The 13,912-nt window shown below is 38.8% G+C and carries 9 protein-coding genes; 3 read left to right on the top strand and 6 right to left on the bottom strand.

The window, feature by feature from the left end; genetic code table 11:
- Positions 1-71: 71 nt before the first annotated feature.
- From ACH63V_RS03455 to pilG, 6 genes are all read right to left on the bottom strand, one after another.
- Positions 72-539 carry a hypothetical protein gene (locus ACH63V_RS03455; protein ID WP_396462756.1) on the bottom strand — a complete coding sequence of 156 codons (468 nt, stop codon included), beginning with the start codon at positions 537-539 and terminating at the stop codon, positions 72-74.
- Positions 536-5,059, bottom strand: coding sequence for an Hpt domain-containing protein (locus ACH63V_RS03460; protein WP_396462757.1), 4,524 nt, complete (start codon positions 5,057-5,059; stop codon positions 536-538). Before ACH63V_RS03460 ends, ACH63V_RS03455 begins: the two co-directional genes overlap by 4 nt.
- A gap of 147 nt (positions 5,060-5,206) precedes the next feature.
- Positions 5,207-7,288: a methyl-accepting chemotaxis protein gene (locus tag ACH63V_RS03465; RefSeq protein ID WP_263614515.1), complete on the bottom strand. Its 2,082-nt coding sequence runs from the start codon at positions 7,286-7,288 to the stop codon at positions 5,207-5,209.
- A 46-nt stretch (positions 7,289-7,334) separates the two neighbouring features.
- Positions 7,335-7,871 carry a chemotaxis protein CheW gene (locus ACH63V_RS03470; RefSeq protein ID WP_263614516.1) on the bottom strand — a complete coding sequence of 179 codons (537 nt, stop codon included), beginning with the start codon at positions 7,869-7,871 and terminating at the stop codon, positions 7,335-7,337.
- A gap of 58 nt (positions 7,872-7,929) precedes the next feature.
- Entirely contained in the window at positions 7,930-8,292 is a 363-nt protein-coding gene (locus tag ACH63V_RS03475; protein WP_004705774.1) for a PleD family two-component system response regulator, read from the bottom strand.
- Between the two features lie 23 nt (positions 8,293-8,315).
- Positions 8,316-8,699: a twitching motility response regulator PilG gene (gene pilG / locus ACH63V_RS03480; RefSeq protein WP_263614517.1), complete on the bottom strand. Its 384-nt coding sequence runs from the start codon at positions 8,697-8,699 to the stop codon at positions 8,316-8,318.
- A 282-nt stretch (positions 8,700-8,981) separates the two neighbouring features.
- On the opposite strand from pilG, the gene ACH63V_RS03485 reads away from it, so the two are divergent.
- Genes ACH63V_RS03485 through ACH63V_RS03495 form a run of 3 tightly spaced genes read left to right on the top strand, consistent with a single transcriptional unit; the run spans position 8,982 to position 13,912 of the window.
- On the top strand, positions 8,982-9,620 hold the full coding sequence (locus ACH63V_RS03485; protein WP_396462758.1) for a hypothetical protein: 639 nt from the start codon (positions 8,982-8,984) through the stop codon (positions 9,618-9,620).
- 59 nt (positions 9,621-9,679) lie between these two features.
- A complete protein-coding gene (locus ACH63V_RS03490; protein ID WP_396462759.1) occupies positions 9,680-10,798 on the top strand; it encodes an efflux RND transporter periplasmic adaptor subunit in 1,119 nt (372 codons plus the stop codon).
- 15 nt (positions 10,799-10,813) lie between these two features.
- On the top strand, positions 10,814-13,912 hold the full coding sequence (locus ACH63V_RS03495) for an efflux RND transporter permease subunit (RefSeq protein ID WP_396462760.1): 3,099 nt from the start codon (positions 10,814-10,816) through the stop codon (positions 13,910-13,912).

A 13,912-nucleotide genomic window follows, 5' to 3' on the forward strand; every position in this document is an offset into this window, starting at 1 on the left:
ATCTTTTAGTATTATTAATATATTATTTAGTCATCATAAAAAAAGGAACTCATTTTGAGTTCCTTTTTTCTTTATAAACCTAGCATTTTTTCAATATATTCTAGGTTCGGTATATGGTAGCGTCGATCTTGCATTCGCACATATTTAAATACTGTTGGGTGCTGTTCAGCTTCCTGACGCTCATCTATTTCATCGACAATTTCAGAAATACGTAGACGAACAGAAAGTGGCATTGTTTTACACATTAATGCAAAACGTTGGCTGATATCTTCCCCTTCAATAACCAGTGCTACAGCATATTGATCAGTTTCGTTATGGACTGAATAGATAGGTAGCTTTACATCATGCCACTCAATATGTTTTACGCCATTTCTTACATCCATGGCCGATAAAACAATATTTTGGGGCAATAGCATAGGTACCTGATCATTACATTCAATGATATAGGCATCAATAAAACCAGTTGAAACCGTAATAAGATGCTGTAGCTCTTGTTGGTCCATATTACCGATCAAAGATGTATTTACACTATCTTTCATGATTTGACCTCGCTTTCAAAAGCTACAAGTAAAGCATCGATATTCTCTAGTAACTCTTCCTCTTGGAAAGGTTTACCCATATATTGACTTACACCTAACGAGAATGCTCGTTCACGATGTTTTTCACCTGTTCTGGATGTAATCATAATAATTGGCATGTATTGATGCATATCATGATGTCGTACAAGATTCAGTACTTCGAAACCATCCATACGTGGCATTTCAATATCAAGTAGCATTAGATCTGGCTTAATATTTTCTAGCTGCTCTATGGCATCCACACCATCTTTGGCCGTAACAACATCGTAACCTTGGCGTTCAAGTAGTCGAGACGTTACTTTACGTACAGTTACCGAGTCATCGACAATCATAACGAGACGGCGCTCGTCTGATTCACGTTGTCTATATACTGCTTCATTAAGCTGCTTATGACGCGGCGTAGACTGAATTTGTCGCGCAATATTTTGTCCGTCTAAAATTAAGCAAACCTGTCCATCACCTAAAATCGTGGCACCTGCAATTGCCCCAATGCTAGCGAACTGTTGACCAATTGGTTTCACTACAATTTGTGCTCGAGAACCAATTAACTGGTCAACAAGCAAAGCCACAGTTTGGCCATTGTTGGCTTTAATCATTAAGACAGGTAATGAATACATCATGCCATTTAGTCGTGGCATTGGTTGATTACCAACAAATTCTGAAAGATAACGTAATGGATAACGTTTATTTTCATACTCGAATAGTTCTTTAGGACTTTCAAAATACTGCTCTAAAGAAGCTGGCGAAACTCGAACAATTCGATCGATTTGAGCAAGTGGAATCGCAAATTGCTGATCTGCTACTTTCACCATTAAGGCATCACTTACAGCTACAGTGGTCGGTACACGAATAGTAAATGTGGTTCCCTTACCGTAAACAGAGTCAACGCTAACATGTCCACCTAAAGCCTTAATATCGCTTTGTACGACATCGAGTCCAACACCACGCCCAGAAATCTGAGTAATCTGTTCTGCAGTACTTAAACCTGGATGGAAGATCAGCTGTAGAATGTCTTGCTGTTCCAAGACTTGTTCGGGCTTGATCAGACCTGCGAGTAGTGCTTTCTGGCGCACTTTTTCAACATCAATACCTTGTCCATCATCACTAAAGACAACGACAACATCTGTACCTTGACGTTGAATATTGAGTTCAATACGCCCTGCTTCAGGTTTATTTGCTTGCTGACGCTGTGCTCGGTCTTCTAAGCCATGGTCAATAGCGTTTCTGAGCATATGCTCAAGCGGCGTCACTAAGCGTTCTAAAATGTTACGGTCTAACTCGCCTTCTGTATTATTTACAAAAAGTTCAGCAGGTCTGTTCAATGCGGTAGATGTCTGACGCACAATTCGCTGCAAACGCGGTAACAAACGCGAAAATGGAACCAGTCGCGTTCGCATCAAGCCTTCTTGAATTTCTGCCTGAATTCGTGACTGTTGTAAAAGCAGACTTTCTGTATCTCTGATCTTGTGAGATAACGTATTTTTAAAGTCGACTAAGTCCGACGCAGATTCAGCAAGAGATTTCGATAACTGATTTAAAGATGAATATTGGTCCATCTCTAAAGGGTCAAAGTCGGTATAACGAGAATGCTCAATACCATGTTTGGCAATAATTTGTGTTTCTAACTCGCCTTCCATTCGACGTAACTGATCGGCAAGTCGTTGAATAGCCAATTCCATTTCAACCAAGGTATGACTAAACTGGCTCAAGTCCATTTCAATTCGTGAACGGTTAATCGAGTTCTCACCAGACAAATCAATCATCTTCTCGATCAAGTCTGCTGAAACGCGGATCATTTCATTGTTCTGATCCAGACGTTCTGTTTGCTCCCACACGCCCATCATTGGCGGTGGTTCTGTACCATCACCTTGTATGAAGGTCATCACAGGTTCTGAGCTAAACAAATCAGTTTTCGTTAACTTAGCCGGAATTTGGATATTCGTTTCAAAGAATTGAATATTTTCTAAACTTTGCTGTAACCCATCGAAATGCTGATAATTGTGCTTGAAAATAGCATCTTTTAGCCATGCAACTGCACTTTCAAGCAAATGGTCATAAATATTCGAGTTGAAGTGATGCAGTGCAAATTGTTCAAAAGTATTTTCAAGTTGATAGGCAATCGCGTAGACGGCTTCTAAACCGACCATTCGTGCACCACCCTTCAAACTGTGCACAGCTCTTTGTAATTGAAGCAAAATACTACGGTTTGTACGCTGCTCAAACCATTGTTTCAATAGCACACCAGCCATTTCTAACAATTCAGCAGCTTCTTCTAGGAATGTCTGCTCAACAACAGCCGTAATATCCTGTTCTTCAACTACCGCTCCATTCTCTTGCAATGATGTAACGGATGTTATTGCTTCAACTGGCGTAGCTAACTCAGCAACAACAGTATCAAATACCTGATCATGATGAGCTTCTAATTCTGCAAGAACAGGCTCAATTTCTGCCGGTATTTCATCTATTAATACTTCAGATATCACCTCCTGTTCAGAGAATATCTCACTTTCAGTATCAAGTGCTTCAACCATTGGTACAGGTTGGAAGTTAGAGTTTTTACCCGCTTGTTTTAACGCGTTAATGGTGTAAGGAGCTGCATAATCTAGCTGTTGTTCACGCATGATTTGCAGACGGTCAGCCAAGTCATCTTGAACCAAACGAATAAAATCAATTAAAGGTGAGGTTGCAACTAAATGCTTTTGAATTAAACGCTCATATATACTTTCTAATTCATGGGTAATCGAACCCAGATAAGTCGCCTGAACCATATTTGCTCCCCCTTTCAAGGTATGCAAATAGCGCATTAGATTATTCAGGGCTGCAAAGTTTTCTTGCTCACCGACCCAAATATTGAGATCGGTATCAATTCCTTCAAGTAGCTCATCAGCTTCTTCAAGAAAGATATCTAAAAGGTCAGCATCAAAGTTTCGATTTACCTGTGTAGAGGAAATATACTGGCGATCTTGCTGTACACTTTGGCTTAATACAGTCCAGTCACCAGAGTCTGGTAGACTCTCTACAGTAACAACAGCTTCTAGCTCTGGTTCAATATTGAATAATGGCTCAACAGAAATCGAATCTTGCTGAGACAGATCATTTTCAATGCTCGGAGTATGTAGCGTATAAAGTTTTAATTCTTCTAAAATACTTTGATGTTGCTTAACAATACCGACTCGCTGACCAGCAGCCAAGGCATCGAACAATTGAATAAGCTGTTGATGCGCTTTTTGATAAATTTCAAAAATATAGTCTGATTGCAATAACACAGGTTTATCAAGCAATACATCATAGCTTTCTTTCAGTTGGCTAGTATATTCATGCAAACCAAGCATGGCTTGAGAGTGTGTATGTTGTAGCAACAGGTCAGCCTGTTCACTTAGACGTTCAAGATAGCTTGGAAATTCATTACGAATTCCCTTCTCAAAATCTAATTCTGCATCTAGTAGCTCAGAAACATCTAACAGCAATAATTGTGATACTAAACCATGAGACGGCGTTAATGGATCTGTTCGATCACCATGTTGCTCAACGTAAGCATCCCATGATTGATTAAACTGCTGTAATCTCGCTTCAAGCTGTTCACTTGAACTACGGTTAGATAGTAGTTCTAAGCTATCTCTAATAAACTCACGATATTGTTGTAATAATAAAATCTCATCTGAGTTAGAAGAAAGCTCTTCTTGCAGTAGTATTTTAAATAAGTGCTCAACTTTGGTACTGGCGTCAAAAATTGTTTCGACCTGCGCCATTGCAGAACTACCACGTAAAGTATGCAGCGCACGTATTAAAGCATTATAGCTCTCATACTGGTGTAGCTCTTGATTTAAGAACTGGTGAATTGTAGCTAAATGCTCCTCCGCCTCTTCCATAAATAAGGTCAAAGTTTCATCTAGATTTATTTCAATTCCAGTATGCGCATCTTGAGTGATTGGCTCAACTAATGAATCTTGCTCGATGTAATCTAGCTCAAGTCCAGTTACTGTTTCAGCAGTAAGCGTATTTGAAAGTTGTAAAAGCTCTTCTAAAGCAGGTTCTAAACTTTGCTGTTGTTGTAGTTGTTGGCCTAATAAAATAAGCGGTCTAAAATCTACTGCATGTGCTCTTTTTTGCTTAAAGTTATCTACTAATTTAAGGAAATAGAACTTAAACACTAACTGAACATAGCTCTGGATAGCTGGAGTCAACTTAAGGCTTTGATTGATTACTCGATTGAGCGTATCTTCAACTGTCCAAGCAAGCTCAGCTGAAGATTTAGCACCGATCATTCTTCCAGAACCTTTTAAGGTATGAAAATGGCGGCGAATTTCAGTGAGCGTAGCAGTATTCTCAGACTGCATCCATTCATTTAGCAATGGTTGCAAATCAACAAAAATTTCTTCAATTTCTTCAACAAAAATGTCAAGAAACTCAGCATCTTGTTCAGAATAGCTATCTTCAGGTAGCGTCATTGCTTCAGTTAAAGTTTTTAATATTTCTTTCATAGCAAAGGCTTCTTTTGCTTACCCCCTGAGTGGGGAAAACTACAGAGTCAACACCAGAAAAATAGCTATTTCCCCAATATTTGTCTGGCGCTGCTCATACTTTTAAAAGAATAGCTATTATGAGAATAGCTATTCTCATCCCCCAATTTAGTCAGGTAATTTAAAGTCCGTTACTGACTCACGTAATGACTCCGACATGTTCGCCAATTCAGATACAGAACGAGCAGTATCGAAGGTTGCCGTTGTTGTTTGTGAAGTAATTTCTTGTACAACTGTCATGGTTGCAGCAATGTGACTCGCAGAAGCTGATTGAAGTTTTGCTGCATCAGAAATGCTCGCAATTAAGTTTGCCAAGTCACCCGATACTTTTTGAATTTCATCGAGCGCAATCCCCGCATCTTTCGCCAAGTTAGCACCACGTACAACTTCCGTTGTCGTTTGCTCCATTGAGATAACGGCTTCGTTGGTATCCGTTTGAATGGTTTTAACGAGCGTTTCAATCTGTTTAGTTGCTGAAGCAGAACGTTCTGCAAGACGCTGGACTTCGTCGGCAACCACGGCGAAACCACGACCCGCTTCACCGGCCATAGATGCTTGAATTGCTGCATTTAATGCAAGGATGTTTGTTTGGTCTGCAATATCGTTAATGAGCGATACGATGTTACCAATTTCTTGTGAAGACTCACCCAAACGTTTAATACGTTTTGAGGTTTCCTGAATCTGTTCACGAATGGTATCCATACCCTCAATAGAACGGTTTACGACTTGTGCACCATTAGATGCAATAGATACCGAACGTTGTGCTACGTGAGCAGACTCAGAAGCGTTTGCAGATACTTGGTCAATAGACAATGCCATTTCGTTCATTGCCGTTGATGCACCTGCAATTTCTTGTGCTTGGTGCTCAGATGCCTCTGCTAACTGGTTGGTAATATTTTGAGTATCTTGCGTATAGCGAGCAACTTCTTGTGATGTTTCATGGATTCGAGATACCAAGTCTCGTAATTGGTCAATCGCAAAGTTAATCGAGTCGGCAATCGCACCAGTAAAGTCTTCCGATACTGTTGCATATGAACGTAAGTCACCATCTGCAAGATCGGCAATTTCGTCAAGTAAACGTAAAATTGCATTCTGGTTACGATCATATTCTTCTTGTAATGTCGCTACACGTTGTTTATCTGCTTTACTACGAAGAGATAAAAGTTTTAAGACAGAACCAATTAAGCCAAGAAGCGATAATGTAAGCAACGCAACTAATGCAAAAGCCTGCCAACCGTACTGTGTTTGCTCTGAAAGATCACCTAATGCAGTTAACATTGCATCAGATTGAGAGAAGATCTCACTAGATGATTGACGTACGTTTACGATCTGGTTCGTATTTTTGAGAACAGATGTCGCGGCAGATTTTAAAACTTTATCATACTCAGTTTTAATACCTTCCAAAGATTCACGCACTTCTGGGGATTCAACTTTAGCTACGCCTAATTCAGCATTTCCGTTTAGCTGCGCATCTAAGTACACACCAAAAGTCTCAATATCGACACTAAAGTCATGCGCTGAGTTTTCAGAGTTCTCTGTACCAACGAAAACGGAGTTAATAGAACGCAAAATACGTTCCGCAATAAATACCTGGTTTTTAGCAATCACGACCTGACTACTTGGTACTTTTTCACGGACCATCTTATCAACCATCAAGTTATATTCAGCTTGAATCTCAGGAATAGAATCACTAATCGAGATATTCATATTATATAACTGGTTAATTACGTTCTGTTGTGATGAAATCAAATCAACGTCATAAGACAAAGATTTCCACAGAGTCGCTACTTTCTTATACTCTTTTGAAGATGTGCCATAAATATTTTCGACATTTTTGATATTTTTGGCGAAAACTTGACGCGATTCAATTAAGTCTTTCATCGCTTGAGGCGAACCAGAAGCTGTTGCTTCCGTAGCCTGTCTAGAAATCGTTTGTGATAATAAACGTAACTCACCCATACTACGGGTTAATTCGTTATGTCGAGGTACACTATAAAATAAATAAGCGAGCGAAGTTGAAGCTAATACTAAACATGCAGACGCTACATAAAGGATAGGCTTGGACTTTTTACTTTCCCCAAATAAACTGGCATATTGGTCAATTTGTGACTGGATTTTCGCAACAAAGTTGACATTCGATTTTTCGTTTACACCACGATTGCCACTTTTCTTTTTAAGTTTAAAGCCCATACAGCTTCTCCCCAGAAAAATACGCTGTTTATTAACAGCATAAAAATTAGTTTATAAATTTTGTCGATGCATTCATATAATGTGGGTTTTGCAATAATCGACTAAATAAAAAGACATGCCAGTGCTGATTGTGCTGGTGAAAATAACCTTGGCAATATTCTTTTAAATTTTCCTCCAAGTTTAAACTTTGAGAAAAAAAGCTTTTTTTATTAAAGTGTTGGATCCCCAAGACCTGATCAACAACCAACCCCACATATTGGTCGTGATGGCTAATACATAACACTTTTTGGGCAGCCGAAAATGAACTTCGTTGCCCTGAAATAAAATGTGCCAAGTCAGAAACTGAAAGTAATCTTCCCCGAATATTTGCCAACCCCTTTACCCAACTTTGGGTATTTGGAACAGGTGTATATTTTGGTGGATAGATTACTTCTGACACTTCCCCAAGTGGTGCGACGAAGTATTGCCCTCTCATTTCAAAAGCAATTCCTGACCATCGCTCTGCTTCATTTTGGACTGAAGCGTAATTCTTGTTACCTCGTTTAGACAAACGAAGTAACTCGATAAATCCGTTCGCGGCCATACTCGATCCTATAAGACGGGTCTAGATCCCGCCATTTATGTTTTTATGAATGGATGAGTTAATTTAGAAATTGTTTAATTACATCGATCAATTGCTTTTCTTCAATCGGCTTAATCAAGTAATCAAGCGCGCCTTGACGTTTGCCCCATACTCGGTCAGTTGCCTGATCTTTAGTACTCACAATAACCACTGGAATATGCTTAGTGTCTTCATCACGAGTAATCTGACGTGTTGCCTGAAAGCCATTTACACCAGGCATTACAACATCCATTAACACTAAGTCAGGCTGTTCTGCTTTTGCCAAAGTTACACCATCTGCACCATTAGATGCTTCAAGTACATCATAGCCATGCTTGGTTAGAATTTCTCTAAAACGATAAGTTTCTGTTGGTGAGTCATCAACAATAAGAATACGTGCCATTTCTTTGCCCTTAAATTACTTAATTATGAACTTACATGATTACGAATCGCATTTAGCAATTCATCTTTGCTAAATGGTTTCGTCAAGTATTCATCTGAACCTACCACACGCCCTTTTGCCTGATCAAATAGACCATCTTTACTAGAGAGCATGATAACGGGAATGTTCTGATAACTTTGAGAGTTCTTAATCAGAGCACAAGTTTGATAACCGTCTAAACGAGGCATCATGATATCTACAAAAACGATATCTGGATTAGCTTCAGCAATTTTAGATAAAGCTTCAAATCCATCGACAGCAGTAATCACTTCACAACCTTCACGTTGCAATAATGTTTCTGCTGTACGGCGAATAGTTTTTGAGTCATCAATAACCATTACTTTCAGATTTTGGAACGCATCTTCCATTTAATCTTCCATCCCCATAACATAAAATATAAATGCAATTTAACTTAAATTTGTTTTTACAGATTTATACGCATTTTTAACATATCTATACTTCTATTTTCAATGAAAGGTTTTTGTCTACTTTCTCATTTATAAACAATAACTTTTAACCTCATCACACTTTCGAAAAAATTATCATTTTTTTTATAATATTAATATTTTTATTCAGTTAAATAATAACTAATATATTTAAGATTAACTATTTAAAAATAAGTGGCTTAGCTTTCTTTTTTGGGGAATTTTATGAATAAGCGGGTGAAATACGCCTTTTATAGGAACTGCTTGTCTGTATTTATAGGCATTGCCTCCTGCGGGGCACTGTTTTTATCTTCCCCAACTTTAGCTGCAAATGATGCTCCTAAAGCTGTCTGGTATCGCTATTATGATCAACATGGCATTGCCAATATCAGCACATCTGTAACCCCAGCTCATATCCGCTATGGATATGAAGCACTCGATCAAAATATGCAGGTCATTAAAAGAAATCATCCCTATAATTCAGAGGCTGATTTAAACCAATCCTCTCAGCGTGCATTATCAGCTCGATACAGAGAAGAAGATAACAAGTTAAAAAAAGCATATAGCAATAGTAAAACTGCGGTGATTAAAAGAGACCAAGCTTTATTGGCCATAAAAAAACAAATGAATTATCAGCAAGAACAACTCAATCAGTTACAACAAGACAAAATTTTATTTAAACGACAGGAAATGGAATATTTTCGTAAAGGTGAAAAAGTTCCTGAAAGGCATAAAACTTTGATTGAAAATAATCTAGTTAACATTTTAAAAGTTAAACAAACACTTGAAATACTTTCAAAAAATTATAACCGCACTAACAAAGAGTATGAAAATATTATCGAACGTTTAAAAAAGCTTGAATAAGCGCACAGCTTTATCAAGAATAGGGGCAAAATAAAATTTGAATTACAGGATGATGCTGTATGCGCACAACGCATCTCACCCCTTCTACTATTTTTAAATTAAGCTTGATCAGCCTGAGTTTGATTTTGGCTGCATGTCATCAGCAAGAAGCACCAAAAACAACAGCATCTGAACCTAAAAAAATTGAACTCATTCCTCAAGATTTAATTTCTGTAAAACAAGGTTCGCTTGCTGCTCAAACTGCTTTTACAGGAACTATTCGCGCAGTACAGCAAAGTTCTATTCAAGCTCAAGTCAGTGCGACAGCAACATCCGTTAATGCAAATGTAGGTCAAAAAGTACAAAAAGGCCAAGTATTAGTCAGGTTAAATAATCAAGACAATGCTGCACGTTTAGCTCAGGCAGAAGCTAATCTTGCTTCTGCTCAGGCACAAGCAGAGCTCGCACGTAATTTAATGAATCGAAAACAAAGATTACTCAATCAAGGCTTTATTGCCCGTGTGGATTTTGAACAGAGTCAAGTAGATTATAAGGGTCAACTTGAAAGTGTTAGAGCGCAACAAGCCAATGTTGATATTGCTAAAAAAGCTGATCGGGACGGTATCATTACGAGTCCTATTTCAGGTGTGATTACTAAACGACAAGTTGAACCGGGACAGACTGTATCTGTTGGGCAAACACTATTTGAAATCGTTAATCCTGATCAATTAGAAATACAGGCAAAGTTTCCTATTGAGCAACAATCTGCACTAAAAGTCGGTAGTTCTATTCAATATCAGATTCAGGGTAATTCAAAACAATTACATGCCATACTGACTCGAGTCTCACCTGTAGCAGACCAAGATAGTCGTCAAATTGAATTCTTTGCGGCTCCTAAAGAAGCGATTGATTCATTAAGTATCGGTGCATTCATTAATGGCATTATTTTGCAAAGTGATCGCAATCAAGGACAAACCATTCCTTTAGATAGTATTCAAAACCTGCAACAAGATCCTTTCGTATGGGTAATACGCAATCAGACTATTCAAAAGGTCAAGATTCGGGTAATTGAGCAACGTTACAATGAAAACATTGCTTTGGTACAAGGTTTACAAAGTACAGATCAAGTAAGTCGTATCCAGTTTGAAGATACTGATATCGATAAAAAAGTGATGCTTACAGCCGAAAAAAATAAATAAGGTAGCAAATAGCTTATGTGGTTTACCCGAATCAGTGTGAAGTACCCCGTTTTTACCATTATGATGATGCTGTGCTTAATGGTACTTGGGTTAGCCTCTTGGAAACGCATGACGGTTGAAGAGTTTCCTAATGTAGATTTCCCATTTGTAGTCGTCACTACGCAATATGCTGGTGCTTCACCTGAAGCGGTTGAGTCTGATATTACCAAAAAACTCGAAGACCAAATTAATACCATTTCGGGCATTAAACAAATTACTTCACGTTCAAGTGAAGGGTCTTCGATGGTCATTGCTGAGTTTAATCTTGATACCTCTTCAGCAATTGCTGCCCAAGATGTCCGCGACAAAATTGCTCCTGTTATCGCTCAATTTCGTGATGAAATTGATACTCCGATTGTGCAACGCTACGATCCTTCATCTAGCCCAATTATGTCGGTGGTATTCGAATCGAATACGATGAGCTTGGCTCAATTAAGTTCATATGTAGATAAAAAAATTGTGCCTCAGCTTAAAACCGTTTCTGGTGTAGGTAATGTCAACTTACTAGGTGACGCTAAACGTCAAATTCGGATTAAAGTTCATCCTGAACAATTGCAAAGCTACGGTATTGGCATTGATCAGGTTATTAACACGCTAAAAAATGAAAACATAGAAGTTCCTGCAGGAACCTTACAGCAAAAGAATTCTGAACTCGTGGTACAGATTCAATCAAAAGTTATTCATCCTTTTGGCTTTGGTGATTTGGTCATTGCCAATAAAAATGGCTCCCCTATTTTTCTAAAACAAGTGGCAACTGTTGAAGATACTCAAGCCGAACTACAATCCAGTGCTTTTTATAATGGAAGAACCGCAGTCTCTATCGATATTTTAAAAAGTTCAGATGCCAATGTAATTCAAGTCGTCGATAAAACTTACCAAACTTTAGAGAAGCTAAAAGCTCAAATGCCTGCGGGTTTAAATTATAAAGTCGTGGCAGACAGCTCCAAAGGTATTCGCGCTTCAATTAAAGACGTTGTTCGTACCATTCTTGAAGGGGCAGGCTTAGCAGTTTTAATTGTTTTACTCTTTTTAGGTTCTTTCCGTTCTACCGTCATTACAGGTTTAACTTTACCCATTACCTTGCTAGGAACATTAACGTTCATTTGGGCTTTTGGTTTTAGTATTAACATGATGACGCTGTTAGCCCTGTCACTGAGTATCGGTCTGTTAATTGATGACGCGATTGTAGTTCGAGAAAACATTGTTAGACATACAGAGCTCGGCAAAGACCATGTCACCGCAGCTTTAGAAGGCACCAAAGAAATTGGATTAGCAGTACTCGCAACCACGCTTACCATTGTTGCGGTATTTTTACCTGTTGCTTTCATGGGTGGTTTAATTGGCCGTTTCTTCTACCAGTTTGGCGTAACTGTAAGTACAGCTGTTCTCATTTCTATGTTTATCAGTTTTACACTCGACCCGATGCTTTCAGCGCATTGGAAAGACTCGGTAAAGAAAAAAGAAAGTCGACTACAACGTTTCTTTAATCATATTTCTAAATTATTAGATGGCCTTACCCATATTTATGAAAAGCTGTTGAAGCTTGCCCTACGCTTTCGTTTCATTACAGTCATTATTGCGATTGCTTCACTCGTCGCTGCCTTAGGTTTATCTAAATTGATTGGAACCGAATTTGTACCAGTCCCAGATAAAGGCGAAATTCGTATTCAGTTCGAAACGCCCGTCGATGCTTCTTTAGAATATACCCAAGCTAAGTTACATCAAGTCGACCAAATTATTAGACAATTCCCCGATGTTGTTTCTACCTACGGGGTTGTAAATAGCACAATAGATGCTGGTAAAAACCATGCTGGTTTAGGGGTGACTTTAAAACCAAAACAAGAACGTAGTTCAGACTTAACAACGCTCAACAATGAGTTCCGTGATCGTTTGCAAACAGTAGCGGGTATTCATGTTACCTCCGTTGCTGCTGCTCAAGATTCAGTTTCTGGTGGTCAAAAGCCAATCATGATTTCAATTAAAGGGACTGACCTGAATGAACTTCAAAAAATTTCAAATCGATTTATGACTGAAATGGGCAAAATTAAAGGTGTGGTCGATTTAGAAAGCTCATTAAAAGAACCAAAACCCACTTTAGGGGTTCATATTAACCGTGTACTGGCAAGTGACTTAGGGCTGTCTGTTTCTCAAGTTGCCAATGCAATTCGTCCATTAATCGCGGGCGACAATGTCACAACTTGGGAAGATCGTGACGGCGAAACTTATGACGTTAATATTCGATTAAATGAAAACAAACGCATGCTTCCTCAGGATGTGCAAAATTTATATCTCAACTCAAACAAAACTGGTGCAAACGGACAACCAATATTAGTTCCATTGAGTGCAGTAGCAACAACCGAGGAAAAACTCGGTGCATCACAAATTAATCGACGTGATCTTGAGCGCGAAGTACTCATCCAAGCCAATACGTCAGGACGCCCAAGTGGGGATATCGGTAAAGACATCGATAAAATGCAAAAAGCATTTAAATTGCCTGCTGGTTATACCTTCAACACCCAAGGTGCCAATGCCGACATGGCCGAGTCCGCAGGTTATGCATTAACTGCTATTACGCTTTCCATTGTATTTATTTATATTGTTTTGGGTTCTCAGTTTAATAGTTTTATTCACCCTGCTGCGATTATGGCATCTTTACCATTGTCATTGATTGGGGTATTTCTTGCCCTCTTCTTGTTTAGAAGTACCCTAAACCTATTTTCAATTATTGGCATCATTATGCTCATGGGGCTGGTAACCAAAAACGCGATTTTACTTATCGACTTTATTAAAAAGTCCATGGAACATGGGGAAAGTCGTTATGAAGCTATTTTACAAGCAGGTAAAACCCGTTTACGCCCAATCTTAATGACCACAAGTGCGATGGTCATGGGTATGGTTCCATTAGCTTTAGGTTTGGGTGAAGGCGGAGAACAAAGTGCGCCAATGGCCCATGCTGTTATTGGTGGCGTAATAACCTCTACCCTGTTGACTCTTGTAGTAGTACCCGTCATTTTCACTTATCTGGATGACTTGAAAAACTTTATGCTGCGTCAAACTCGACGATTCATGTCATAA

It is taken from the genome of Acinetobacter sp. ABJ-A23_2 (assembly GCF_044538765.1).
In the GTDB taxonomy this organism is placed as follows: Bacteria; Pseudomonadota; Gammaproteobacteria; order Pseudomonadales; family Moraxellaceae; genus Acinetobacter; species Acinetobacter nosocomialis_A.